27 protein-coding genes and 1 tRNA gene are annotated in these 24,739 nt (G+C 64.1%); 23 read left to right on the top strand and 5 right to left on the bottom strand.

The features are described from left to right. Positions 1-218: 218 nt before the first annotated feature. The 4 genes from ACSQ3O_RS19015 to ACSQ3O_RS19000 all read left to right on the top strand — a co-directional run bounded on the left by ACSQ3O_RS19015 (position 219) and on the right by ACSQ3O_RS19000 (position 3,907). A complete protein-coding gene (locus tag ACSQ3O_RS19015; RefSeq protein ID WP_436140070.1) occupies positions 219-2,069 on the top strand; it encodes a methyl-accepting chemotaxis protein in 1,851 nt (616 codons plus the stop codon). A 141-nt stretch (positions 2,070-2,210) separates the two neighbouring features. Next, positions 2,211-3,161: a tRNA lysidine(34) synthetase TilS gene (tilS, locus tag ACSQ3O_RS19010; RefSeq protein ID WP_436140069.1), complete on the top strand. Its 951-nt coding sequence runs from the start codon at positions 2,211-2,213 to the stop codon at positions 3,159-3,161. Positions 3,162-3,283: 122 nt separating this feature from the next. Continuing rightward, positions 3,284-3,853, top strand: coding sequence for an ACT domain-containing protein (locus ACSQ3O_RS19005; RefSeq protein ID WP_436140068.1), 570 nt, complete (start codon positions 3,284-3,286; stop codon positions 3,851-3,853). Then, positions 3,815-3,907, top strand: a tRNA-Ser gene (locus tag ACSQ3O_RS19000). The genes ACSQ3O_RS19005 and ACSQ3O_RS19000 overlap by 39 nt, the downstream gene beginning before the upstream one ends. Here ACSQ3O_RS19000 and ACSQ3O_RS18995 read toward each other — a convergent pair. Next, positions 3,875-4,189, bottom strand: a complete 315-nt coding sequence (locus tag ACSQ3O_RS18995; RefSeq protein ID WP_436140067.1) for a hypothetical protein — start codon at positions 4,187-4,189, stop codon at positions 3,875-3,877. The two genes, ACSQ3O_RS19000 and ACSQ3O_RS18995, sit on opposite strands and share 33 nt — an antisense overlap. A gap of 96 nt (positions 4,190-4,285) precedes the next feature. Here ACSQ3O_RS18995 and ACSQ3O_RS18990 point away from each other — a divergent pair, with 96 nt between their 5' ends. The 10 genes from ACSQ3O_RS18990 to ACSQ3O_RS18945 all read left to right on the top strand — a co-directional run bounded on the left by ACSQ3O_RS18990 (position 4,286) and on the right by ACSQ3O_RS18945 (position 11,617). Beyond that, entirely contained in the window at positions 4,286-4,615 is a 330-nt protein-coding gene (locus ACSQ3O_RS18990) for a hypothetical protein (protein WP_436139692.1), read from the top strand. Beyond that, positions 4,615-4,803 carry a hypothetical protein gene (locus tag ACSQ3O_RS18985; RefSeq protein WP_436140066.1) on the top strand — a complete coding sequence of 63 codons (189 nt, stop codon included), beginning with the start codon at positions 4,615-4,617 and terminating at the stop codon, positions 4,801-4,803. Before ACSQ3O_RS18990 ends, ACSQ3O_RS18985 begins: the two co-directional genes overlap by 1 nt. Further along, a complete protein-coding gene (locus tag ACSQ3O_RS18980) occupies positions 4,796-5,008 on the top strand; it encodes a hypothetical protein (RefSeq protein WP_436140065.1) in 213 nt (70 codons plus the stop codon). The genes ACSQ3O_RS18985 and ACSQ3O_RS18980 overlap by 8 nt, the downstream gene beginning before the upstream one ends. 1 nt (position 5,009) lies before the next feature. Next, positions 5,010-5,213, top strand: coding sequence for a major capsid protein (locus ACSQ3O_RS18975; protein ID WP_436139695.1), 204 nt, complete (start codon positions 5,010-5,012; stop codon positions 5,211-5,213). A gap of 1,131 nt (positions 5,214-6,344) precedes the next feature. After that, entirely contained in the window at positions 6,345-6,890 is a 546-nt protein-coding gene (locus ACSQ3O_RS18970) for a virulence factor TspB C-terminal domain-related protein (protein WP_436139696.1), read from the top strand. Between the two features lie 3 nt (positions 6,891-6,893). Next, the gene (locus ACSQ3O_RS18965) at positions 6,894-7,193 is read left to right on the top strand and encodes a DUF2523 domain-containing protein (RefSeq protein WP_436139697.1); all 300 of its coding nucleotides are present in this window, start codon (positions 6,894-6,896) and stop codon (positions 7,191-7,193) included. Next, on the top strand, positions 7,190-8,365 hold the full coding sequence (locus ACSQ3O_RS18960) for a zonular occludens toxin domain-containing protein (RefSeq protein ID WP_436140064.1): 1,176 nt from the start codon (positions 7,190-7,192) through the stop codon (positions 8,363-8,365). The genes ACSQ3O_RS18965 and ACSQ3O_RS18960 overlap by 4 nt, the downstream gene beginning before the upstream one ends. Positions 8,366-8,734: 369 nt before the next feature. Beyond that, positions 8,735-9,682 (top strand): rolling circle replication-associated protein, encoded by a 948-nt coding sequence (locus ACSQ3O_RS18955; protein ID WP_436139699.1) that lies wholly within the window; start codon positions 8,735-8,737, stop codon positions 9,680-9,682. Between the two features lie 273 nt (positions 9,683-9,955). Next, positions 9,956-10,525: a recombinase family protein gene (locus tag ACSQ3O_RS18950; RefSeq protein WP_436140063.1), complete on the top strand. Its 570-nt coding sequence runs from the start codon at positions 9,956-9,958 to the stop codon at positions 10,523-10,525. Positions 10,526-10,939: 414 nt separating this feature from the next. Next, entirely contained in the window at positions 10,940-11,617 is a 678-nt protein-coding gene (locus ACSQ3O_RS18945) for a hypothetical protein (RefSeq protein ID WP_436140062.1), read from the top strand. An 84-nt stretch (positions 11,618-11,701) separates the two neighbouring features. Here the strand turns inward: ACSQ3O_RS18945 and ACSQ3O_RS18940 are convergent, their stop codons facing one another. The 3 genes from ACSQ3O_RS18940 to ACSQ3O_RS18930 are packed head-to-tail and all read right to left on the bottom strand — an operon-like array spanning position 11,702 to position 14,294. Continuing rightward, positions 11,702-12,133, bottom strand: coding sequence for an RNA-binding S4 domain-containing protein (locus ACSQ3O_RS18940; protein ID WP_298454412.1), 432 nt, complete (start codon positions 12,131-12,133; stop codon positions 11,702-11,704). Further along, entirely contained in the window at positions 12,130-13,614 is a 1,485-nt protein-coding gene (locus ACSQ3O_RS18935; RefSeq protein WP_436140061.1) for a sensor histidine kinase, read from the bottom strand. The genes ACSQ3O_RS18940 and ACSQ3O_RS18935 overlap by 4 nt, the downstream gene beginning before the upstream one ends. Continuing rightward, positions 13,611-14,294 carry a response regulator gene (locus ACSQ3O_RS18930; RefSeq protein ID WP_137748611.1) on the bottom strand — a complete coding sequence of 228 codons (684 nt, stop codon included), beginning with the start codon at positions 14,292-14,294 and terminating at the stop codon, positions 13,611-13,613. Before ACSQ3O_RS18930 ends, ACSQ3O_RS18935 begins: the two co-directional genes overlap by 4 nt. Positions 14,295-14,441: 147 nt before the next feature. Here ACSQ3O_RS18930 and ACSQ3O_RS18925 point away from each other — a divergent pair, with 147 nt between their 5' ends. The 5 genes from ACSQ3O_RS18925 to ACSQ3O_RS18905 all read left to right on the top strand — a co-directional run bounded on the left by ACSQ3O_RS18925 (position 14,442) and on the right by ACSQ3O_RS18905 (position 20,119). Further along, entirely contained in the window at positions 14,442-15,401 is a 960-nt protein-coding gene (locus ACSQ3O_RS18925; protein WP_137748610.1) for a Bug family tripartite tricarboxylate transporter substrate binding protein, read from the top strand. A gap of 84 nt (positions 15,402-15,485) precedes the next feature. Further along, positions 15,486-16,004, top strand: coding sequence for a tripartite tricarboxylate transporter TctB family protein (locus tag ACSQ3O_RS18920; protein ID WP_137748609.1), 519 nt, complete (start codon positions 15,486-15,488; stop codon positions 16,002-16,004). Between the two features lie 12 nt (positions 16,005-16,016). Continuing rightward, a complete protein-coding gene (locus ACSQ3O_RS18915; RefSeq protein ID WP_436140060.1) occupies positions 16,017-17,522 on the top strand; it encodes a tripartite tricarboxylate transporter permease in 1,506 nt (501 codons plus the stop codon). 215 nt (positions 17,523-17,737) lie between these two features. Next, complete coding sequence (locus tag ACSQ3O_RS18910) at positions 17,738-18,469, top strand: DUF2325 domain-containing protein (protein WP_436140059.1); 732 nt, start codon at positions 17,738-17,740, stop codon at positions 18,467-18,469. Positions 18,470-18,604: 135 nt separating this feature from the next. Then, positions 18,605-20,119 carry a sigma-54 interaction domain-containing protein gene (locus ACSQ3O_RS18905; protein WP_436140058.1) on the top strand — a complete coding sequence of 505 codons (1,515 nt, stop codon included), beginning with the start codon at positions 18,605-18,607 and terminating at the stop codon, positions 20,117-20,119. A 3-nt stretch (positions 20,120-20,122) separates the two neighbouring features. On the opposite strand, the gene ACSQ3O_RS18900 is transcribed toward ACSQ3O_RS18905, so the two are convergent. Beyond that, the gene (locus tag ACSQ3O_RS18900) at positions 20,123-20,272 is read right to left on the bottom strand and encodes a hypothetical protein (protein WP_436140057.1); all 150 of its coding nucleotides are present in this window, start codon (positions 20,270-20,272) and stop codon (positions 20,123-20,125) included. On the opposite strand from ACSQ3O_RS18900, the gene ACSQ3O_RS18895 reads away from it, so the two are divergent. The 4 genes from ACSQ3O_RS18895 to ACSQ3O_RS18880 all read left to right on the top strand — a co-directional run bounded on the left by ACSQ3O_RS18895 (position 20,271) and on the right by ACSQ3O_RS18880 (position 24,704). Next, complete coding sequence (locus tag ACSQ3O_RS18895) at positions 20,271-21,464, top strand: substrate-binding domain-containing protein (protein WP_137748605.1); 1,194 nt, start codon at positions 20,271-20,273, stop codon at positions 21,462-21,464. The two genes, ACSQ3O_RS18900 and ACSQ3O_RS18895, sit on opposite strands and share 2 nt — an antisense overlap. A gap of 162 nt (positions 21,465-21,626) precedes the next feature. After that, the gene (locus ACSQ3O_RS18890) at positions 21,627-23,111 is read left to right on the top strand and encodes an extracellular catalytic domain type 2 short-chain-length polyhydroxyalkanoate depolymerase (protein WP_436140056.1); all 1,485 of its coding nucleotides are present in this window, start codon (positions 21,627-21,629) and stop codon (positions 23,109-23,111) included. Positions 23,112-23,193: 82 nt separating this feature from the next. Then, complete coding sequence (locus ACSQ3O_RS18885) at positions 23,194-23,964, top strand: ABC transporter ATP-binding protein (RefSeq protein ID WP_436140055.1); 771 nt, start codon at positions 23,194-23,196, stop codon at positions 23,962-23,964. Next, positions 23,961-24,704, top strand: a complete 744-nt coding sequence (locus ACSQ3O_RS18880) for an ABC transporter ATP-binding protein (protein WP_436140054.1) — start codon at positions 23,961-23,963, stop codon at positions 24,702-24,704. Before ACSQ3O_RS18885 ends, ACSQ3O_RS18880 begins: the two co-directional genes overlap by 4 nt. Positions 24,705-24,739 lie beyond the last annotated feature (35 nt).

Raw genomic sequence — 24,739 nt, 5'->3', positions numbered from 1 at the left:
GTTTTGGCCCTGTTCAAGACACTGCACTGCTGCACTGCACAACGGCCCTTCGGGGCCGTTGTTGTTTTTGTGGACTGATCCGGGGCTTTTCCACGCGTTTCACGTCGTTTCAAGAGCGAACAGCCCACCCCTTCGCGATAACCCCCACTGGCGCGCACCGTGATACCGGATGTAACATGGTCCGATGCCGCCCGTGCGGGTGGACCAAGGGGTGCTCAATGTCGCTTCTGAAGACTCTCAAGGGCCAGATCCTTCTGGTATCGGTGGGTTGCCTGGTGGCCGGGCTGATTGCCCTGACCGTGGCCAACTACCTCACCGCACGATCCCAGGCCTATGCCTCCCTCACGGCGCAGTCGCAGGCCTTGGCCCACAGCCACATTGAGGCCTTGCGCGACTGGGCGCGCAGCAAGGCCCAGGTCGTCGAGTCTGCGGCGGCTGCGCTGGACGATGCCGACGCCGCCAAGCCGCTCAATATGCTGGCCAAGGCGGGCAACTTCCACACCACCTATTTCGGCTATGCCGACAAGCGCACGGTGTTCTCCGAAAAGCAGAACCTGCCGCCCGACTACGACCCCACCGCACGCCCCTGGTACAAGCAGGCGGCCGGGGCCGATGCCTCGGTGCTCACTGCGCCTTATGCCGACGCTGGGGGCGCGGGGCTGGTGGTGACCTTTGCCAAGGCGGCGCGCGAAGGCGGCACCGTCAAGGCCGTGATGGCGGGCGATGTTTCGCTGGCGGCGGTGGTGGCCAATGTGGCCTCCATCAAGCCCACACCATCAAGCTACGCCTTTCTGGTGGGCGGCGACGGCAACATCATTGCCCACCCCGAGGTCAAGCTGGCCCTGAAGCCCGCCACCGACGTGGCCCCCGCGCTCACCGCCGCTGCACTGGCCGACATGGCCAAACGTGCCGACCTCAACGCGATGGATCTGCAGGGCCGCGCCATGCTGCTCACGGTGGCACCAGTCACCGGCACACCCTGGCTGTTGGCCATTGCGCTCGACCGGGGCGAGGCGCTGCAGGCCATCAGCACCATGCTGCAGGTGTCGCTGGGCGCAGGCATTGTGGTGCTGCTGGTGGCGCTGGTGGTGCTCGCCGGCATCCTGTCGCAGCGGCTGCGCCGCCTCACCCAGGTGCGCGACGCCATGCACGAGATCGGCGCGGGCGATGGTGATCTTTCGCGCCGGATTGATGCGCAGGGCGAGGACGAACTGGCGCAGATCGCCGCCAGTTTCAACAGCTTCGCAGGCAAGCTCTCGGGCGTGCTGGCGCAGATCCGCGATGCCAGCAGTTCGGTACGCGTGGCGGCTGAAGAGATCGCCACCGGCAACCACGACCTGAGCGGGCGCACCGAACTCACCGCGTCCAGCCTGCAGCAAACATCGGCCTCCATGCAGCAGCTCACCGAAACCGTGCGCCACAACGCCGACTCCGCCCGTCAGGCCAACCAGCTGGTGGCCCAGGCGTCGAATGTGGCGCGGCATGGTGGCCAAGTGGTGGGCAATGTGGTCACCACCATGGACCAGATCAATGCCGCATCGCGCAAGATCAACGACATCATCGGCGTCATCGACGGCATCGCCTTCCAGACCAACATCCTGGCGCTGAACGCGGCCGTGGAGGCGGCGCGCGCAGGTGAGCAGGGCCGGGGTTTTGCCGTGGTGGCGGGCGAGGTGCGCAGTCTGGCCCAGCGCAGCGCTGAGGCCGCGCGCGAGATCAAGACGCTGATCAACACCTCGGTGGAGCAGGTTGAGAACGGCTCGCGCCTGGTGCACGACGCGGGCACCACCATGAACGACATCGTCACCTCGGTGCAGCGTGTCACGGACATCATGGCCGAGATCACGGCGTCCACCAACGAGCAGAGCACCAGCATCAACGAGGTCGGCCAGGCCGTGGCGCAACTCGACCAGATGACCCAGCAAAACGCCGCATTGGTAGAGGAAAGCGCCGCAGCTGCGCAAAGCCTCAAAGACCAGTCGGTGCGGCTGTCTGAAGTGGTGGGCACCTTCCGCCTGTCCACCGATGCGTCGCACTCTGCACCACGCCTGTCTGCGCCCGCCGGTTGAGGCTCGCGTGCGTGTGGGCGGTAGCTGATGAGGCTGGTGCCGCCCGCGATAATCGGCGCCCATGCCCTGTCGCCTCGTCCGCCTTGTTGATCCTGCCTCCGGCCCGTGCCCAGGCCTTTGCCCATTGCGGAAGCCGCTGGCATGACCCAGTCCTTCGAGGCGGCCATCCAATCCTTCGCGCCTGTGCTCCCGCTGGCAGTGGGTCTGAGCGGGGGCGCGGACTCCACCGCGCTGCTGCTGGCCTGTGCCCTGCGCTGGCCCGGCCAGGTGCGGGCCATCCATGTGCACCACGGCCTTCAGGCTGCGGCCGATGGGTTTGAGCAGCACTGCACCGCGTTTTGCCAGCGGCTGGATGTGCCGCTGGTGGTGCATCGGCTCGACGCCCGTCACGCCCCGGGCCAGAGCCCGGAAGATGCGGCCCGGCAGGCGAGATACCAAGCTTTTGAGGTCTTTGCGCGCGACCATATTCAAAATAATGCTATCAAATCAATAGCATTGGCGCAGCATGCGGATGACCAGGCTGAAACCCTGCTGCTGGCCTTGTCGCGCGGGGCTGGCGTGGCGGGCCTGGCCGCGATGCCTGCACGCTGGGAGCGGGCGGGCCTGGTCTGGCACCGGCCACTGCTCCAGGTGGCGGGGGCAGAAGTGCGCCGCTGGCTGAGCGCGCAGGGCCAGGCCTGGGTAGAAGACCCCACCAACACCGATGAACGCTTCACGCGCAACCGCATCCGGGCGCAGCTGCTGCCCGCGCTGGATGCGGCGTTCCCAGCCTTTCGTGACACCTTCGCGCGATCGGCCGACAACGCTGCCCAGGCGGCCGAATTGCTGGACGAACTGGCGCAGCAGGACTTGGTCCTGGTGGGCGTCCCTCCGCAGATCAAGGCCCTGCAAGGGCTCAGCCGTGCACGGCAGGCCAACGTGTTGCGCCACTGGCTGCGGCATGCCCACCACACCACACCCGCAGCGGCGCAATTGGGTGAACTGCTTGACCAAATCCAGGCCTGCACCACACGGGGTCACCAGATCCGCATCAAGGTGGGGCGTGGTTTTGTGGTGCGCTCCGGCCTCAGGCTGGATTGGACCAGTCCGTAGTTGGACCCCCCTTGTTTAAAAGCGCTATGGCCGTGCGCCACATGCAGCCTGCCGCAGGGGATGGGGACGACGGTGTTGAAAACTGCACACCCAGGCCACCAGAGACTTTGAGGAACACAGAAATGGAACCAGCCGCCGCATCCAGCCTTGCCGTCACCCGCGACCAGGCCAAGGTCTCCGTGCTCGGCGTGCCCAGCCAGCCCGGTCTCGCCAGCCATATCCTGGGCACGATGGCCAGGGCGCACATCGAGGCGGACGTGGTCGTCCAGAACACGGGCAAGGACGGCAAGACCGATCTCAGCTTCACCGTGCGCCGCAACGACTGCGCGCGCACCGTGGAGCTGCTGAGGGTCCAGGTGCTTCCCGCCCTCGGTGCGCGGGAAGTTGTGGCCGACACCGGTGTTTGCAAAATCAGCATTGCTGGCAATGGCACGCACAGCCAGGTAGGTACCGCCAGCAAGCTGTTTGGTGCGCTTCGCGAAGAGGGCATCCAGGCGCAGATGGTCTCCACCGCAGAGACGTGCACCTCGGTGTTGATCGACGAAACGCAGCTGGTACAGGCCCTGCACACCCTGCACAGGGCCTTCGGACTGGATCCGCAGCCCGCCCAAACCGCCGGAACCACCTCCGAAATGAGGCATAATAGCGGGATTGGAAACGTGACCGAGTGGCCGAAGGTGCTCCCCTGCTAAGGGAGTATGGGGTGTAGAGCCTCATCGAGGGTTCGAATCCCTCCGTTTCCGCCAACCATCAGGAAAAGCTGCAAGCATGGCCTTAAAACCATCTGCGGCTTTTTTTTCGTCCTCGTTTTCTGACTGCTCCAGGTCCTCTGCCATCGCGGCCACAAATGCTTGCGCTGGCTCCTGCCCAAGGATCACTCGCAGCTTGCCCCGAACGCGCCAGTTCGCGGGCCTCTTCCCCTGTTTCATTTGAATCAAGCTAGCCGCGTCTACTTCGAGTAGCTCGGCCAGTTTGCGTTGGCTTCCTGCGACTGCAGAGGCTTCTTCAATCATTTCGATGAGGTTCATGGTTGCAAATTGCCATCAATAGCTGTTACATTCCGGTGGCAATTTGCCATCGGTGGCGGATTGCCAATTTTCACACAGCCAATAGAGGCACACACCATGGCATTCACTAGCACGATTCAAATCCTCAAGGTCTCCCAAGAGCTCAGCAAAAAGATCAACCCCGACACGGGCAAGCCCTACGAGTCCACTATCGCCCGAACGGCGCTGATCAACGATGACGGCGAGCTCGAAACCGTTGGCCGTCTCCGCGTTCCCCGTGATTTGGTGAACGTTGCGGCGGTCGGCGTCTTCCGCGCAGGCTTTGCTCTCCGCGTGCCTGACTACGGCGCGGATAAGGGCGATGTGGTGGCCGTTCTCACTAGCCTGACGCCTGTACCCCCTGCCCGCACGGCTGCGCCCACTCCCGCTGCTCCCAAGGCCGCGTAATGCCCCCGGAAATTGACCTCGCCCACGTGGCCCAGCGGTTGGCCATCGTCGGCATCTGCAGCGGCTTCATAGGCGCGGCCCTGTGGCAACTGCTCGTTGGCTCCATGCACGTTCTGGCCCTGCGCCTGCACGCCCGCATGGCCCAGCGCCAGCGCATTGCAGCGGCTCGCACTCGCGCCCATGGCTGACCCCATCGTTATCGACTGCCCCAGCACCTGCACGGTGACTGTGGTGCATGAATTAAGCCTCCCTCCGCTGCAACTCGATACAGCGGATGGGGCAGCAATCGCGGGCGCCGTCCTCGCGGTCTGGGCTGTTGGCTGGGCATTTCGCATGCTCATCCGCGCTCTGAACATCGACGGCAATTCATCAACTTCAAAAGAGGAAACCTGAAATGACTCAAGCAATCAAGCGCGGCCTCGTCGCCGCTGGTGTTCTGGCCGCTGTGGGCTCGGCAAATGCTGCCGCCGTGGACGTCACGGCAGTGACTGCGGACATTGCTCTGCAAGCTGCCCCCATCGCCGCGATCGGTGCCGCAGTGCTGCTGATCTACGTGGGCGTCAAGGCCTTCCAGTGGGTGCGCAAGGCTCTGTCCTAAGCCGTCGCCCCAAGCGCTCCCTGACCGGCCGGCAGGGGCCTTGCAAAAGCTCACGCGGTGGGCTTCTTCAAGGTGCAAACAAATGGGCCTCTTCGTCATCATCGCCGTCTTGGGGGCCGCATGGTTCATCTTCACCGCCTAGCCCTCGCCGCGCTGCTCTCGCTGTTTGCGTGCAATGCCTTTGCTGCATTTCAAGCATGGTCGATCAGCTACGGCGATAAGACCTCACGCGGCACAAGTGCGGCAGATGCGTGCAGCGGTTTGGTCGGCGCACAGTACCTGTCTGCAACAGGCACAAACACAGTCATCACTGCGGCCATTGATGGCGATCAGTGCCACTACACCTACACCAGCAGCTGGGGCAGTGGCTACAACGGCGGCGGCACTGGCATACCGGTTCGCGGCCCTGATACCGCCTGCCCCAATCCTTATGACATCGAGCAGGGTGGCGCTTGCGTTCCCCGCAACTGCAACCCCGGTCAAGTACGTGTCAACGGCTTTTGTGTCAATCCACCGCCTTGTGACCCCGGATACACCCGCATAGCTGGCGAGTGCAAGAAAAACAACTGCCAAGCGGGCCCGGCGGGTGATTACACGGATCTGCCTGATCAGGTCACATACATCTGTGAGCAAAGCGGCGGCAAGTCCTGTCTTGTGCGCATAAAGCCGGATATCTGTGTTTCATTCAACGGGTCAACCTCCTGCAGCGGCGCTGGCCGCTTCACTGGTGCGTCATGCACTGGCGGCGGTGATGGCGGTTCATCCTCCCAAGGCCCTGGCGGCGGTGACACGGGCGGCAATACCGGGGGCGGAACCGGTGGGACTGGTGGCAACACTGGCGGCGGCACGGGTGGGACCGGTGGCAATACCGGGGGCGGTACTGGTGGCACTGGCGGCGGCACGGGTGGGGGCACTGGCGGCACCGGTGGCGGAACTGGTGGAACAGGCGGCAACACTGGGGGTGGCACGGGTGGCAACACGGGCGGCGGAACTGGTGGCGATACGGGCGGCGGTGGTCCGCGTCCGGTCCCTCCGGGCGATGAGACGGGGGCGCTCCCACCCCCTGAGCCAAAGCCCAAAGAACCTGATGGTTCTTGCCCCGCTGGCTACTCGCAAAGCGGTCGCTTCTGTGTGAAGAACCCCACGCCACCAGATGGCGACGGCACATGCCCTGCGGGCTCCGTCAAGATTGGCGATACCTGTGTCTACACGCAGCCCGGGGGCGGTGGCAGTGGCGGGGGTAGCGGTGGTGGTGGCGGTGGGAATGGTGACGGCGAAGGCGAAGAGGAGCAAAGCGGCTTCGGCGGTGCCTGCATGAGTGGCTTTTCATGTGAGGGCGACGCCATCCAATGCGCCATTGCTCAAGAGCAGCACCGCAGGGCCTGCAAGCTCTTTGATGACGAGTCACCCGAGTCGAAGCTCTACCAGGACAACAAAGGCAAAGAGGGCAACCAAACCGGCAACCTCCCCGGCAACGAGACCATCAGCATTGCCGGGCGCATCAATACATCAGACGCCATCGGCGGCGGCGGTTGCTTCGGTGACCTCAATCTGACGGTCTGGCACACCTCTGTCACCCTGCCTCTCTCGAATCTCTGTCAATACCTTGCCATGCTCGGCAACATCCTTGTAGCCGTGTCCATGCTCATGGCCGCCCGCATCATCACCAGGGGATAAACCATGCCCATCTTCATCGCTGCTATCGGCGGCATGCTTATCAACCTCGTCGGCACACTCGCGGGCCGCGTTCTGATCGCTCTGGGCATCAGCGTTGTGACCTATACCGGCGTGTCGTCCTCGCTGGACTGGTTGAAGGCTGGCGCTATCTCTGCGCTCAGTGGCCTGCCTGCTGATCTGTTCGGCCTCATCGGCTTCATGAAAGTTGGTGTGTGCATCAGCATCATCACCAGCGCAATTGTTGCTCGCGCCGTCATCAGCGGCGTATCTGGCGACACCTTCAAAAAGTGGGTCTTGAAATGATCTATCTGACGACAGGCGGCAACGGCGCGGGCAAAACCCTGTTCACCCTCAAAGACGTACGCGAGCAGCAACTCAAAGAAAACCGCCCCGTCTACTTCCACGGCTTCAAGGCCAAGCAGGTCTTGCTCGATTGGGGCTGGCAGGAATTCGACCCGAAGAGGTGGCAAGACCTGCCAGACGGCTCCATCTGCGTGATGGACGAGTGCCAAAACGAGTTTCCCGCGAAGGTCCAAGGCGAACTGCCTGACTACATCAACGCGGTAGCTCAGCACCGCCGCCGCCGTGGCTTTGACTTCTGGATGATCACGCCCCATCCAAGCCTGATCCATGTGAACATCCGGCGCCTGATCGAGTCGCCCAGTTGGCACCGCCACCTCAAGCGCACCGCAGGCGCGGCCATGGTGAGCGAACTCAAGTTCAACTTTGCTGAACTCAAGTGCGAGCAACCTAACTCCGGTGCCCGTGGTGTCGTAAGCATGCGGGCGTATCCCAAGGAGGTGTATGACTGGTACGAATCGGCCAGCCTTCACACCGCAAAGGTGCGCATCCCAAAGCAGGTCTGGATGCTCGTCGCCTGCGTATTGCTTGTGCCCGCGCTTGGCTATTTCGCTATCACTAAGGTCTATGGCAACGTCACAAAGCAGACCAAGCAACAGGACGCTACGCAAGGCATGCCCCCACCAGGTCAAGGCATGCCCGGCACACTGCCGCGCGAACGTCAGAAGCTCACAGCAGATGAATACATTGCCGACCGCATTGCGCGTCTGAAAGACTTCCCCCATAGCGCCCCTGCCTACGACGATGTGACTAGGCCCACCGAAGCGCCATACCCCGCAGCGTGCGTCCAGATGGGCAACGTTTGCAAGTGCTACACCCAGCAAGCCACCCTGTTGCAAGTGAGCGGCTCCGTGTGCCTCCAGATCGTGGCGCAAGGCTTCTTCATCGACTGGAAAGCTCAGGAGAAGGGCGATAGCGGGCGCAGAGATAGGGGCGACTACCGGCCCCACCCCGTCGCGGTCCCTGACGCTCAGCAAGTAGCTCAAGCGCCGCCGCCGCGCACTGTTCCTGTCCCCATGCCTGCGGCAAAGCCTGAGCCCGTCAAAACAACGTCCGAATGGGCGCAGGGCCTCGCCGCGCGGAATGCCCAGGTGCGTTCGAGTCTCGCCCAGTGAGGTACCGCATGCGCTCTGTTTCTGAGAGACAAACCGGGGGCCCCGAAGTGACGAATAGTCACGCGCCGAAGGCTCGGGGGTTGGGGTATGGGGCGACAGGCCCCATGGTGAACCGTTGTGCGGCCCGTACCCGTGTTACTGCTCCCCTCCTGCTGATCCAGATGGATCTGTTTGATACCCCTGCGTGGCATGGCTGCGCACCGGCACCGCTGACGCGAGCGAAGCGCGGCGGCGGGGCCGGGCGAAGCCCGGCCTAGATTTATCCCATAAACACTTTGGAACATCAGGCATAGACGCCTGAAAAAGGTGAACCCCGCAACAGCGCCAACTGTCCGGGGTTCGTGATGTCAACCACTACGACTGGTCAACATGATCCGCATTTTCGACGAAACCCGCCCTACTGCCAAATTCACTCCCGCTGAGCTGCTCGATATGCACCGCCGTGGCGTCCCCCTCGTTGCTTTCGAGGGAAAGATGGGTGATGGCATCAACGTCAAAGCCCACGATCTGGGCAACGGCCATATCGAGGTGACGGGGGTAGCCCCAACAAAGTGGGAAGAGCTCGATTGGTCCCCCATGGCGCTTGAGATGTACCTCGAGACGGTCATCAAGCATCGCGAAGACAACGCAGACGAACTGCGCGAGAAGTCCCTCACCATCGCCGCAAACAGGGCAAACGCGAAGGTTCGCAAGCTCTGCAAAGCCATGGGCGCCGATACCCTCCTAACGCTCACCTACCGGCAAAACGAACAGTGCGTAAAGCAGGCCAAAAAAGACTTGAAAGAGTTCGTGCGCCGTCTCCGCCGCGTCATGCCTGAATTCCGTGCTGTGGCCGTGTACGAAACCCAAAAGCGCGGCGCCATCCATTGGCACATCGCTACCGCCAATGTCCCCACGTTCTTCACCCAGTCCGGCCCCCATGGCCTCCCCTGCAAGGTGAAAAGCTTCAACGTCATCCGTTCAATCTGGCGCTCTGTGACGGGTGCACGTGAGGGCAACATCGACATAGCCCGGCGTAAGGCCTCCAGCAGGCGCAGCCCGGCCCAGATCGCCTCCTACATCGCAAAGTACATCGTCAAGGCATTTCGCGACGGTGAGGCGTTCTCTAACCGCTATTCAGCCTTCGGCGCCCCTGACGTCCCCAAGCCCGTCAACATGGGCCACTTCGCCACACCGCTGGCCGCTTGGGAGGCCGCTTATTCGTGTCTCTTGGACGTTCACGCCGTTGTCCTTGAACGGCTGTCGAAGTGGAAAGACTGGTTTGTTCTCTACGGCGAGTTGCCCTCAAAACGGGCTGTGGCTGCGTCGAAAGGATGAGGGGTGGGTATGGCTACCGCTCCTGTCGTTCGGCGTGTTGTTACCGGTAACGCAGCCCGTGGGAAAGTGCCTGCAAGTGATTCTCAGCGCGTGGCGAAATTTCGCTCAAAGCATGCGCGCCTTGATGTGCCTATTTCTTTACCGATTGGTAAAACTATCGAAGACCTAGCATCCCAATACGGCTGCAGTAAGGCGGTCGTCGTTCGGTCCCTGCTGCGCTTTGCACTGACCAACAGGGATTGGCGTTCGCAAGGTCTTCTATGGGGGGATTGAATGGCGTTCGTTGGTTACGCGCGTGTGTCAACGCAGGATCAAGACACCGCGCTGCAGCTTGATGCTCTTGAAAAGGCGGGCTGCTCGGTTGTGTTTCAGGAAAAGGCTAGCGGCGCGTCAAGGCGTGGGCGTCATGAGTTGGCTAGGTGTCTCGCCTCGCTCCAGAAGGGTGATGTTCTGGTCGTCTACAAAATCGACCGGATAGCCAGAAGTCTGTTTGATTTGTTGGCGATGCTTCGCCAGTTGGAGTCTGTAGGTGCGACCATCAAGAGTGTCACTGAGCCTCTGGATACCACCAACAGCATGGGGGTTTTTGTCGTCCAGATTCTTGGCGCTGTCGCTCAGCTGGAGCGTTCGATGATCCGGGAGAGGTCTATTGCTGGGCAGATTGCCGCTCGTGCGCGTGGCAGGTTGCCGGGGAGAGTTCGCGCCTTGTCGCCGCCAGACGAATCGGCTTTGGTTGCTGAATACCTTGCTGGCGGGGTCACTCAGAAGGGATTAGCAACTAAATACGGGGTTTCGCCTTCTGTTGTCAAACGTGCCTTGTATCGTGTCAAGGGCGGTCAATAGCGTCGAAAACATCCGTTTCCGCCAAGATAAGCCCCGAGTTCTTCATGTACTCGGGGCTTTTTCTTTGTCCCAGTATGGATCGGCATCGCCTGTCCGCAGGATTCCTGCGCAGGGTCAGCTTCGGTGCATAGGTGAATCCCGCATTGCCAGGCGGCCGGCTTGCGCGCCCAATCATTTCGTCCTAAGAGCCTTGTCTGTTCTCCGTGGACTCCAGGCGCCGCCCGCCGCTTCGGGAGGTGCGTTGGAGATGTCCTGGGGAATCTGGCAAGGTTTCAGCCCGCCTTGTGCGGGTTTTTTTTGACCGGGCTCGGCGGCTGGTGTGATGCCGCGCAGGTTTGGAGCGGAGCGGGCAGGGAGGCGTTGGCGGAGGGGCATGTATGCTGGCGGGCAATCCATGCACAGCACAAGGCCCCCATGACTCTCCACCACACAGGGCATACCCGTGAACTCCGCCTGACACCCAACGACCTGGACTTTTGTTACTTGCCATGGGTGGCGAGTTCTGTGCCTTCGCATGGCAGCGAGCTGGTATGTACCGTCGATGCGTCCCGCTTCTTTGCCAATGGGGGGCACCACATTTTTTTTGCCGTCGATTGCGAAGGCGGGCAGGGCAGCTACAACCCGCACTGCGGGCCGATCTTGCGATATGGCAAGAACCTGTGGGCCACAGCGCGGGGTTTTATCGTTTTTGGCGACGGTGCGGTGATGGCCGAGGGCTGGAACGGGACCGCCATGCCTGCGTTGGCAGCCGTTGCAAATACCTCTGGTGCAGTGTTCGACCCCGCGCAGCATCCGGTTTTTGCGCTGCGCATTGTGGCTGGCTATCGACAGGGAGCTCTGGCCAACCGCATGAGGGTCGAGATCCGCACCGGCCTCTCGGCCAAGGGCGCGCTTGTTTTCTCCGGCAGCGTGGAGGGCCCAGAGTGGGGCAGGGATTGGGCGGGGGGGGCCAGGGCTGCCATGGGGGGCATCGCGTCGGGCTTTGTGCCACCTTCTGCCACCGGATGTGTGGAAGAGTTGCTGCCGCGCAGCGCGCCTGACGCGGCGCTGGTGATGTCCCGGTTCAGGTTGCGGATGCGGCGGCTGGCCTGAGCGCCTGCTGACGATCTCGCGGGAGCGTCAACACGCGGCGGGTTCCGTACGGTTGGCAAAAAACTACAGCTACCTCTCTTGCCTTCATTCGTCGATCGAAGCGCTCCACCGGTTCCCCCAGTCACTGCCTTGTCGGTTGACTTTGTCGATCTCGCGCCGGTCGCGTTTGGTGGGGCGGCCTTCCTGCAGCGCGGCGGCGGGCTCGGGGGCCAGGCGGCGCAGCTCGGCGGCTTTTTCGCGGGCGGCGATGCTGTCGGGGGTTTCTTCGTACAGGAGCTGGGCCACAGGGGCCGGGCCGCGTGCACCGCTCAGGCCCAGCACGCGCACGGTCCGCGCCACGGGGCCCTGGCGCAGGGCCACGGTGTCGCCGCAGCGCAAATCGCGCGCGGGTTTGGCCAGTTGGCCGTTGACGGTGACCCGGCCCTTGCCGATCTCTTCGGTGGCCAGGCTGCGGGTTTTGTAGAAGCGGGCGCACCAGAGCCACTTGTCCAGCCGCATTGTCTCCAGAGTGTTCATGGGCGAGATTGTGTCGCCTGTGGCTCGGGCGGGCTAGCGGCTGCAGCGCTGGGCAGGGGCAGGCGCACCACGGCGTCCAGACCCATGACCCGCTGGCCCGCTGTGCGGTTGCTGAGGGTGATGCTGCCTTCCAGTGCCTGCACGATTTCGCGGCAGATGGCCAGGCCCAGGCCACTGCCGGTGCGCACGTCGCCTGCCGAGAAGGGCTGGAACAGCCGGGCCGCCAGCTCGTCGTCAATGCCTGGGCCATGGTCGCTGATCGTGAGCGCTACATGCCGTCCGTCGCTGCGCAGATCCACCGTGAGTTCGCTGCCTGGCGGCGCGTGGCGCACGGCGTTGTGCAGCAGGTTGCGGCTGAGTTCACGCAGCATCCATTCGTGGGACTGCACCAGCGCGGGTTCGGTGTGAATGCCGAAGTCCAGGTCGCGCTGGGCGATCAGGGGCGAGATCTCCAGCGCCACGGCGCGCAGGATGTCGTCGAAGCGGGTGGCGGGCGGGGTGCTTTGCTGGCGCAGCTGTTCCACCTTGGCCAGGGCCAGCATCTGGTTGGCGAGCTGGGTGGCGCGGTCCACGGTGTCGCTGATCTCGTGCAAAGCTTGGCGAGGCTCCACATCGCCACGCAGGGCCGATTGCACCTGGGTCTTGAGCACCGCCAGCGGGGTGCGCAACTGGTGCGATGCATCGCGCACAAAACGCTTCTGATGCCTGAGCAGGTGGCGCAGGCGCTGCATGACCTCGTTGGTGGCGTCCACCAGCGGCTGCAGTTCGCGCGGGGCCGTGGGGGCGGCGATGGGGCTCAGGTCGCCCTCGCGCCGTGCCTGCAGCTGCTGGCTGAGCTGGCGCACTGGCTGGGTTGCGCGCTGCACGACCAGCACCACGGTGAATGCGATCACTGCGATCAGCAGCGCTTGGCGCAGCAGCGTGTTCCGGAGGATCTGCAGGGCCAGGGTTTCGCGCACCTCCAGGGTTTCTGCCACCTGGATCACGGCCATGGTGCGACCTTCGGAGCTGGCCACTGGCTGGAGCAGCACGGCCACACGCACATCGCGGTCGCGGAACCGGTCGTCGTAGAAGTCCACCAGGGCGGCGTAGGGGGGCTTGTCGGGGATGCTGCCCCGCCACACCGGCAAGTCTTCAAAGCCCGACACCATGCCCCCTTTCAAGGTAGAGACGCGGTAGAACATCTGGCTCTGGTTGTCGGCCTCGAAGGCTTCGAGCGCCGAGTACGGCACGATGGCCCGCAACTGCGCCGCATCGTCAAAGCCTTTCACATCGAGCTGCTCGCTGATGCTCTTGGCCGATGCCAGCAGGGTGCGGTCGTAGGCGGTGTTCAGCGATGCCAGTGTCTGGTGGTACAGACTCCAGGTGTTGAAGCCGATGAACAGTGCCACCGGCAGCAGAATGCCCAGCAACAGCCGCCGCCGCAGCGAATGGTGGCGTGCCACGTTCTGGGTCTGGGTTCGGGTCGGGCCCTGGCTCATGCGTCGGCCCGCAGCAGATAGCCCAGGCCGCGCAGCGTCATCAGTGTCAGGCCCGTGCCCGCCAGCTTCTTGCGCAGCCGGTACACCACCACCTCGATGGCTTCGTACTGCACATCCAGCTGACCGGGGAACACCAGTTCATACAGCCGCTCCTTGGTCACGGCGTGGCCGGGTTGCGCTAGCAGTGCGTGCATCAGCGCCAGCTCGCGAGGGGTGAGTTCCATCACCTCGCCGTTCAGGTACAGCGCGCCGCTGTCCTTGTCGTAGCGGATGGCGCCGATCTGCAAGGTGCTGGGCGCCAGGGGGGGCACGGTGGGGTCGGCGCTGCGACGCACCAGGGCACGCAGGCGGGCCTCCAGTTCATCCAGGTCAAAGGGCTTGGGCAGGTAGTCGTCGGCGCCAGCGTTCAGGCCCAGCACCCGGTCGCCCACTGTGCCGCGCGCTGTCAGGATCAGCACAGGGGTGCGCAGGCCCCGGTTGCGCGCCTGCTGCAGCACCTGCAGGCCGTCCAGGCCGGGCAGGGTCAGGTCCAGAACGATGGCGTCGGGCTGCAGGGCGGCCCACTGGGCGAGGGCGGCGCGCCCGTCGCTGACGGCCGTGACCTCCATGCCCCGGCGCGTCAGTGCACGGTGCAGGGTGGCCTGCATGGTGGGGTCATCTTCTACAAGGAGCAATTGCATGCGCGGGACCATATCACTCCCGGGCGTGCTGCGCGCGCTTGCCGCTGAGGGGCTTCAGAGGCTAGTGTTTTCCCTGAGTCTGAGGACAGCCGTTTGACAGGCAGCGCGCGCATCATCGGGCAGTCCGATAACCATTCAGGAGACTCCATGCGTCGCGATACCTTTCTGAAATCACTGGCCGCCATGGCCGCTGCAGGCGTGTTGCCCGTCTCGGCCCAGACGGCGTCTGCCGTCAAGATGATGATTCCTGCCAACCCGGGCGGAGGCTGGGACACCACCGGCCGTGCGCTGGGCAAGGCCATGCAGGACGCGGGTGCCGCATCGTCGGTGGCCTATGACAACAAGGGCGGTGCTGCCGGCGCGATTGGCCTGGCGCAGTTCGTCAACGCCAGCAAGGGCGACCCGAACGCCATGATGGTGATGGGCGCCGTGATGCTGGGCGGCATCATTACCGGCAAGCCACCCGTCGGCCTGGACAAGGTCACGCCGCTGGCGCGCCTGACCAGCGAATACAACGTGTTCGTGCTGCCTGCCAACTCGCCCTTCAAGACCATGAAGGACGTGATCGACCAGCTCAAGAAAGACCCTGGCAGCGTGAAGTGGGGCGGCGGTTCGCGCGGCTCCACCGAGCACATTGCGGCCGCGATGATTGCGCGCGAAGTGGGCGTGGACCCTGCCAAGATCAACTACGTGGCTTTCCGTGGGGGCGGTGAGGCCACCGCAGCCATCCTGGGCGGCAACGTCACCGTGGGCGGCAGCGGCTACAGCGAGTTTGCCGAATACATCACGGCCGGCAAGATGCGCCCCGTGGGCGTGACCTCGGGCACCCGCCTCAAGGGCGTGAACGTGCCCACGCTCAAGGAGCAGGGCATCAACGTGGAGATCGGCAACTGGCGCGGCGTGTATGGCGCCCCCGGCATCACGCCCGAGCAGCGCAAGGCCCTGATCGACGCCCTGACCAAGACCTACAAGCACAAGGCCTGGCAGGACGCGATGGAGAAAAACGGCTGGACCCCTGCATGGATGGCAGGCGACGAGTTTGCCAACTTCGTGGACAGCGAATTTGCCAGCATGCGCGCCACGATGGCCAAGTCCGGGATGATCTGATCGGGAGCAAGACGCTGTGCTGCCGCCCTGCCCGGTAGGAAGGGCGCGGCGGCGCAGCGCGCTGGTTGGTGCGAAGGAAAAAACATGACACAACAACATTCATCGCGCTCCAAGCCCCTGCAGACCCTGGTGGGGTCGGGCTTGGTGCTGCTCTCGCTGGGCCTGGGCTGGGGGGCCAGCTCGGTCAGCTCCGAGGCGGGCTACGGTGGCGTGGGCCCCAACTTCTTCCCCTGGGTGGTCAGCATTGCGCTGCTGATCTGCGGCGTGCTCTGTGTGGTGCACGCGCTCACGGGCGGATTCCGCGAACTGGAAGACGGCTCGGGCGACGAGCGGGCCCACTGGAAGGGCTTCATCTGGGTCTCCGCCGGGCTGTTGCTCAATGCCCTGCTCATCACCACGCTCGGCTTTATCCTGAGCTGCGCGCTGTGTTTTGTGCTGTCGGTGCGCGGCTTCAAAAGCTCCGAAGGCGAGCTGGACCTGCGCCTGCAGGCCTGGATCAAGGATTCCTTCATCGGCATCGCAGTGGCTGCGCCGGTGTACTGGATGTTTACGCAATTGCTGGCCATCAACCTGCCCGGCCTGACCAACACGGGGTGGCTGTAAAGCCTGCGCGCCATGGAAACCTTAAACCTTTTGATGCAGGGTTTTGCCACTGCGGCAACACCCATCAACCTGATGTGGGCCTTTGTGGGCTGCATGATCGGCACCGCCGTGGGCGTTCTGCCTGGCATCGGCCCGGCCGTGGCTGTGGCCATGTTGCTGCCCATCACTGTGAAGGTCGAGGCCACGGCTTCGATGATCTTCTTTGCCGGCATTTACTACGGCGCCATGTACGGCGGCTCCACCACCTCCATCCTGCTCAACACGCCGGGTGAGGCGGGGTCCATGGTCACGGCCATGGAGGGCAACAAGATGGCCAAACATGGCCGCGCCGGCGCGGCGCTGGCCACGGCCGCCATCGGCTCGTTTGTGGCGGGCACCATCGCCACCATCCTGGTCACCTTCTGCGCACCCCTGGTGGCCGAATACGCCATCCGCCTGGGCCCCCCTGAATACTTCATGCTGATGGTGCTGGCCTTCACCACCGTTAGCGCGGTGTTGGGCAAGAGCACGCTGCGCGGCATGGTGGCCCTGTTTGTGGGCTTGGCCATGGGCCTCATCGGTATCGACCAGATCACGGGCCAGGCCCGCTACACCGGCGGCGTGCCCGAGCTGATGGATGGCATCGAGGTGGTGCTGATCGCTGTGGGCCTGTTTGCCGTGGGCGAGGCGCTGTACAACGTGATGTACGAAGGCAAGGCCGACGAAACCCAGAACCGCCTGACCAGCACCCACATGACCAAGGAAGAGTGGAAGCGCTCCTGGCCCGCCTGGCTGCGCGCCACGGCCATCGGCTTCCCCTTTGGCACCGTGCCTGCGGGCGGCAGCGAGATCCCGACCTTCCTGAGCTACGCCGCTGAAAAGAAGCTGAGCAAGAACCCCGAAGAGTTCGGCACCACCGGCGCCATCGAAGGCGTGGCGGGCCCCGAGGCCGCCAACAACGCTGCCATCACGGCCACGCTGATCCCGCTGCTCACGCTGGGCATTCCCACGTCCAACACCACGGCCATCCTGCTGGGCGCGTTCCAGAACTACGGCATCCAACCAGGCCCGCAACTCTTTGACACCAACGGTGCACTGGTGTGGGCGCTGATCGCGTCGATGTACATCGGCAACGTGATGCTGCTGATCCTGAACCTGCCGCTGGTGGGCCTGTGGGTGAAGCTGCTGAACATTCCCAAGTCGTACCTGTACGCGGGCATTCTGGTGTTTTCCACGCTGGGTGTGTATGGCATGCGCCAAAGCGCGTTCGACTTGGTGCTGCTGTACGCCATTGGCCTGCTGGGTGTGGTGATGCGCCGCTTCGACTTCCCGGCCGCCCCGGTGGTGGTGGGAATGATCCTGGGCCCCCTGGCCGAGGCGCAGATGCGCAATGCCGTGGCGATTGGCGAAGGCAAGTGGACCATCTTCCTGGAGCGTCCCGGCTCGGTGACCCTGATCGTGATCGTGCTGGCCGTGCTGATCGTGCCGCGCCTGCTGCGCCGCTGGGCCGCGCGCAAGATGGCACTGGCGCAGGTCTGACCTCCGCGAGATCGCAAACAGGCTCTGGGAGCCTGCCTCCAACAAAAAAACCGCGCCTTCCAGCGCGGTTTTTTTATGTGTCAGCAACGATGTCGCCACAAGCCAGACACCCAAGGCCCTGACGCCCTTCGATGCCCTCCCCACCAGGATGGCTTGCTCAACGGGGGCCGATTCTACCATAAAATGCGAATAGTTCTTATTTGCAAGGATGGTGCATGGTCTCACTTCCGCAGGAGTTTCTGGCGCTGTGCCGCCAGCTGGGGGATGCGCAGCAGCGCTGCAGCGCCGCCATGCAGGCACAGGCCCGGCAGATCGAGGCCCTGACGGCTGAGGTGGTGCGCTTGCGCGGCGCGGTCATCGTGCGCGACACCCGCCTGGCGCAGGCCCGGGACGAGCTGGAGCAACTGCGTGCCGCCAACCCCAGCCTGCCGCGCCGCCAGGCCATGGCGCGGCATATCAGCCTGCTGGCAGAGCGCATCACCCGCTTGTCGCGGGAATGCCTGCGCTGGCGCCAGGTGGCGCAGGGGCAGGCACCGGTGGCGCTGCCCTCTGTGCAGGAGCCAGCGCTGTTGGCCACTGGGGCCTCCATGCCAACGGCACCGGTGCAGCCGGTGCTGCCACAACTGCGCATGGACGACGGCTTTGGGCGGCGTGCCCAGGCCGGGCAGGGCGGTGGGGAGTATGGGGAAGGCAACCCGTCGGCCCTGGATGCCAGCCTGGCCGCCGCCGATCTGGTGATCTGCCAGACGGGCTGCATCAGCCACGACGACTACTGGCGTGTGCAGGACCACTGCCGCCGCACGGGCAAGCCCTGCATCCTGGTGGACCAGCCCCTGGCCGTGCGCGAGGCGCAGGCGCTGGCGGCCCTCCGGCCCATGGTGGTGCTGCGAATGGCCTCGGCCATCCTGCCTGCAGCGTCCGGGCAGCCTGAAGATATTGAAATCTGATAAAAAATGGCCGTTACCGCGCGTTGGTATTGCCCTTTAAGCTATTGAATTTATAGCAATTCGTGCATTGGGCGCTCCCTTTGCCCCGTGTGTGTGGGCGGGTACCGGACAGCAGCGCCGCGCTACCATCCGCAGATGCCTTTGCTTGTTGACGACGCCCCCGCACTGCCGCTGGATGCCCAGGGCATCCTTGAACTGGCGGCACGCTCCATGTTCCAGCTGTTCTCCAGCGTCAGCCAGGGCATGTTCCTGGTGGACCGCAGCGGGCGCATCGTGTGGGTGAATGAGGGCTACCAGCGCTTTCTGCCCGACCTGGGTTTCTCGTCGGTGGACCAGTTTGTGGGCCGCACGGTGGAAGAGGTGATCCCCAACACCCAGATGCGCCGTGTGCTCGAAACCGGCCAGCCTGTGCTGATCGACCTGCTCACCAACAAGGCGGGCACCTTTGTGGTCAGCCGCATCCCGCTGCGTGACGAGGCCGACCGCGTGATCGGCGCCATCGGCATCGTGTTGTTCGACCACCCCGAGACCACGCTGCAGCCCCTCATCAGCAAGTTTGCGCTGCTGCAGCGCGACCTGGACGATGCCCGGCGTGAGCTGGCCAGCCAGCGCAACCGCAGCCTGGCGGCGGCAGGCGACGGCGAGCGGCGCGCCAAATACACGTTTGCGAGTTTCATTGGGTCGAGCCCCGCAGCGGCCGAGGTCAAGCGCCAGGCACGGCGTGCGGCGCAGTCCACCAGCCCCGTGCTGCTGCTGGGCGAAACCGGCACTGGCAAGGAGCTGCTGGCCCACGCCATCCACGCGGCATCGAGCCGCGCCAGCGGCCCGTTCGTGAGCGTGAACATCGCCGCCGTGCCCGACACGCTGCTCGAAGCCGAGTTCTTTGGCGTGGCGCCGGGCGCTTACACCGGTGCCGACCGCAAGGGCCGCGACGGCAAGTTCAAGCTGGCCGATGGCGGCACGCTGTTTCTCGACGAAATCGGCGACATGCCGCAAAGCCTGCAGGCCAAGCTGCTGCGCGCGCTGCAAGAGGGCGAAATAGAGCCATTGGGCAGCAACAAGCTCGTGCCTTTCAACGTGCGCATCCTGGCCGCCACCTCGCGCGATTTGGCGACCCTGGTGCGCGAGGGCAAGTTCCGCGAGGACTTGTTCTATCGCCTGCATGTGCTGCCCGTGCGCGTGCCGCCGCTGCGCGTGCGGCGCGGCGACATCCCGGCGCTCGTCGAAGCCCTGGGCGAAGACCTGGCCCTGCGCAACGGCACGCCGCCGCCCGAACTGCTGCCGGATGCGATGGCCCTGCTGGCGGGCCAGCCCTGGCGCGGCAACATCCGCGAGCTGCGCAACGTGCTGGAGCAGGCGGTGATGCGCGGCGAAGGCCAGTCCATCGACGCCGCGCAGCTTGAACGCATCCTGCGCGAAGCGGGTGTGGAGCCTGCCGCCCCGGCGCCCGTGCAGGACCCCGTCCACCACGCGGCTGACACCGAGGACGAAAGCCGCTACCTGCGTCCCCTGGCCGAGCAGGTGGCCGAGCTGGAGCGCAAGGCCATCGCCGCCACGCTGAAAGCCCATGGCGGCAACAAGCTGGCCACCGCGCGGCAACTGGGCATCTCGCGCGCCACGCTGTATGGACGTCTGGAAAACCCTGAATAAATTTCAGGCAAATGTCTGAAATTCAGGCAAATCAATTGCATTAAATTCAGACACTGCTTCTGAGGTGTTAGTAGAAGTTTCATACAAATCAATAGCTTGCGAGCTGGCACAAACTGTGCAATGTTCAGGCATCACAACAGGAGACATCGCCATGCACCGTCGCACTCTGGTCACCCTCGCCACTGCAGCCGTTACCGCCGCCACGCTTTCCGCCCCCGCTTTCGCCCAGACCGGCGAAATCCGCATCGCCCACGTCTACAGCAAGACCGGCCCGTTGGAAGCCTATGGCAAGCAGACCCAGACCGGCCTGATGATGGGCCTGAACTACGCCACCGGCGGCAGCATGACCGTCAATGGCAAGAAGCTCGTCGTGATCGAGAAGGATGACCAGGGCAAGCCCGATCTGGGCAAAAGCTTGCTGGCCTCGGCCTACTCGGACGACAAGGCCGACATCGCCGTCGGCCCCACCTCCAGCGGCGTGGCCCTGGCCCTGCTGCCTGTGGCTGAGGAATACAAGAAGATCCTGTTGGTCGAGCCTGCCGTGGCCGACGCCATCACTGGCGACAAGTGGAACAAGTACATCTTCCGCACCGGCCGCAACAGCAGCCAGGACGCAATCTCCAACGCCGTGGCCATCGACAAGGCCGGCGTGACGGTGGCCACGCTGGCGCAGGACTACGCCTTTGGTCGCGACGGCGTGAAAGCCTTCAAGGACGCGCTGAAGAACGCCAAGCTGGTGCACGAGGAATACCTGCCCACCACCACCACCGACTTCACCGCCGGTGCCCAGCGCCTGATCGACAAGCTCAAGGACGTGCCCGGCCGCAAGGTCATCTTCATCATCTGGGCCGGTGCGGGCAACCCGTTCAAGATCGCTGATCTGGACCTCAAGCGCTACGGCATCGAGATCGCCACGGGCGGCAACATCCTGCCCGCCATGGCTGCGTACAAGAACTTCCCGGGCATGGAAGGCGCCACGTACTACTACTTCGGCATCCCCAAGAACCCTGTGAACGAAGCCCTGGTGGCCGCGCACTACAAGGAGTTCAAGACTCCGCCAGACTTCTTCACCGCCGGTGGTTTCAGCTCGGCCATGGCACTGGTTACGGCCCTCAAGGCCACCAATGGCGACACCAACACCAACAAGCTCATCAAGACCATGGAAGGCATGAGTTTTGAGACGCCCAAGGGCAAGATGACCTTCCGCAAGGAAGACCACCAGGCCATGCAGAGCATGTACCACTTCAAGATCAAGGTGGACCCAGCCTTTGCCTGGGGCGTGCCCGAGCTGGTGCGCGAGATCAAGCCTGAAGAGATGCAAGTTCCGATTCGCAACAAGCGATAAACGGTTTGCGTGGCCCCGCTGGCTGACGATTGTTCAGCCCAGCGGGGATCCATCCTCGCGGGGGCGGCCGCCCCTTTTTTTCCAGTGAATTGATGCATGAACCCCCGGGTTACACGGGGGCTGGGTCGGTTTTTCTCAAAAATTATTTGGAGACAAGACAACATGGCTTTCAATTTCATCCGGGCGGCAGCAGCAGGGGCTGCAATGGCACTGTGTGGCACGGGCGGCGCCTTTGCCGCCGTCAACCTGCCAGCACTCAAGATCGACAAGACGCAGACCACCGTGTCGGGCCTGTCCTCGGGCGGCTTCATGGCGGTGCAGCTGCACGTGGCGTATTCGGCCACGTTTGCCAAGGGCGCGGGCGTGGTCGCTGGTGGCCCGTTCTATTGCGCTGAAGGCTCGGTCGTCAACGCCACTGGGCGCTGCATGGCCAGCCCCGCGGGTATCCCCACCAGCACGCTGGTGAGCACCACCAACACCTGGGCCAGCCAGGGCGTGATCGACCCTGTGGCCAACCTGCAAAACTCCAAGGTCTACCTGTTCTCGGGCACGCTCGACAGTGTGGTCAAGACCGGTGCCATGGACGCGCTGCGCACCTACTACAACAGCTTCGTGCCCACGGCCAACGTGGTCTACAAGAAAGACATCGCGGCCGAACACGCGATGGTGACAGACGACTACGGCAATGGCTGCTCCACCAAGGGCGCGCCCTACATCAGCGACTGCAACTTCGACCTGGCCGGTGCCATGCTGCAGCACCTGTACGGCACGCTGAACGCGCGCAACAACGCCACCTTGCCCACCGGCAACTACATCGAGTTCAACCAGAGCGAATTCATCAGCAACCACGGCATGGCCACCACGGGCTGGGCCTATGTGCCCCAGGCCTGCCAGGCGGGCGGCAGTGCCACCTGCAAGCTGCATGTGGTGCTGCACGGCTGCAAGCAGAACGTGAACGATGTGCAGCAGCAGTACGTGCGCAACACGGGCTACAACCGCTGGGCCGACACCAACAACATCGTGATGCTGTACCCGCAGACCAGCCTGGCCGCCACCAACAGCTGCTGGGACTGGTGGGGCTATGACAGCGCCAACTACTCCAAGAAGTCCGGCCCACAAATGGCGGCCATCAAGGCCATGGTGGACCGCGTCTCCAGCGGCACGGGTGGCACCACGCCCCCTGATCCTGTTGCCCTGCCTGCCCCCACGGGCGTGAGCACCTCGGGCGCCACGGCCAGCAGCATGGCCATCGGCTGGGCCGCCGTCACGGGCGCGTCCAGCTACAACGTGTACCGCAACGCCAACAAGGTCAACGCGCTGCCTGTCACCGCCACGAGCTACACCGACACCGGCCTGGCTGCATCCACCACCTACAGCTGGACGGTGCGCGCCGCCGATGCCAACGGGGCCGAGGGCGCCACGTCGGCCGCCGCATCGGGCACCACACTGGCGGATGCGGGCGGTGGCACGGCCACCTGCACCACGGCCAGCAACTATGCACACACGCTGGCCGGGCGCGCCTATGCCGCCGGGGGCTATACCTATGCGCTGGGCTCCAACCAGAACATGGGGCTGTGGAATGTGTTTGTGACCAAAACCCTGAAGCAGACCAGCACCAACTACTACGTGATCGGCACCTGTCCTTAAAGTGCCCGGGGGCGCTGCCGCAGGGCAGGGCGCCCCACCCATTCCATCGATTGACTCAGACCGTGAAAGTGAACCCCCACCCATGAGCACCTTGGCCACCAAGGACTTGACCATCCGCTTCGGCGGCCACGTGGCGGTCAACGGCGTGACCTGCTCGTTCGAGCCCGGCACGCTGACCGCCATCGTGGGCCCCAACGGCGCGGGCAAGACCACCTACTTCAACTTGATCTCCGGGCAACTCAAGGCCACCAGTGGCAGCGTCACGCTGGGCGGGCAGGACCTCACGGGCCAGTCCGTCTCGGCACGCACCCACGCGGGCCTGGGCCGGGCGTTCCAGCTCACCAACCTGTTCCCCAACCTCAGCGTGCTCGAAAACGTGCGCCTGGCCGTGCAGGCCACACAAGAGGGCAAGCACCGCCGGGGCCTGAACCTGTGGAGCATCTGGAGCGACCACACCGCGCTCACCCAGCGCGCCCGCGTGATCCTGCAGGCCGTGGCCATGACCGACCGCGCCGACACCCCCGTGGCCAGCCTGCCACACGGCGACCAGCGCAAGCTGGAAGTGGCATTGCTCATGGCGCTGGAGCCGCAGGTCTACATGTTCGACGAGCCCACGGCCGGCATGAGCCACGACGAGGCGCCCGTGATCCTGAACCTGATCCGCGAGCTGAAGAAGGACAAGACCAAGATCATCCTGCTGGTGGAGCACAAGATGGACGTGGTGCGCGAGCTGGCCGACCGCATCATCGTGCTGACCAACGGCACGCTGGTGGCCGATGGCCCACCGGCCGAGGTGATCGCATCGCCCGTGGTGCAAGAGGCCTACCTGGGTGTGACCAAGGAGGCCGCATGAGCACCAGCAACGCAAGCACCCCCAACCTGCTCGAACTCAAGGGCGTGCACACGCACATCGGCGCGTACCACATCCTGCACGGCGTGGACCTGGCCGTGCCCAAGGGCCAGCTCACCATGCTGCTGGGCCGCAACGGCGCGGGCAAGACGACCACGCTGCGCACCATCATGGGTCTGTGGCATGCGTCGCAGGGCTCCATCCACTTTGGCGGCAAAGACATCACGGCGATGAACACCCCCGCCATCGCGGGCCTGAACATCGCCTATGTGCCCGAGAACATGGGCATCTTTGCCGACCTCACGGTGAAGGAAAACATGCTGCTGGCCGCCCGCAGCGCGCGCAATGCCGCGCAGATGGACGAGGCCCGACTGCAGTGGATCTTCAAGCTCTTCCCGGCGGTGGAGAAGTTCTGGAACCACCCCGCAGGCAAGCTCAGCGGCGGCCAAAAGCAGATGGTGGCCGTGAGCCGCGCCATCGTCGAGCCGCGCGACCTGCTCATCGTCGATGAGCCCAGCAAGGGCCTCGCGCCCGCCATCATCAACAACATGATCGATGCGTTCGACCAGCTCAAGAAGAGCGGCGTGACCATCCTGCTCGTCGAGCAGAACATCAACTTTGCCAAGCGGCTGGGCGACACCGTGGCCGTGATGGACAACGGCCAGGTGGTGCATGCGGGCAGCATGGCCGCGCTGGCGCAAGACGAAGAACTGCAGCGCTCGCTGCTGGGGCTGGCGCTATGAGTGTCACCCTTGGTTTCAAGCTTTTCAGACCGTCT

Origin of the sequence: Acidovorax sp. LjRoot74 (genome assembly GCF_964254355.1) — a bacterium.
In the GTDB taxonomy this organism is placed as follows: Bacteria; Pseudomonadota; Gammaproteobacteria; order Burkholderiales; family Burkholderiaceae_C; genus Acidovorax.
This window is presented reverse-complemented; position numbering and strand designations above follow the sequence as displayed.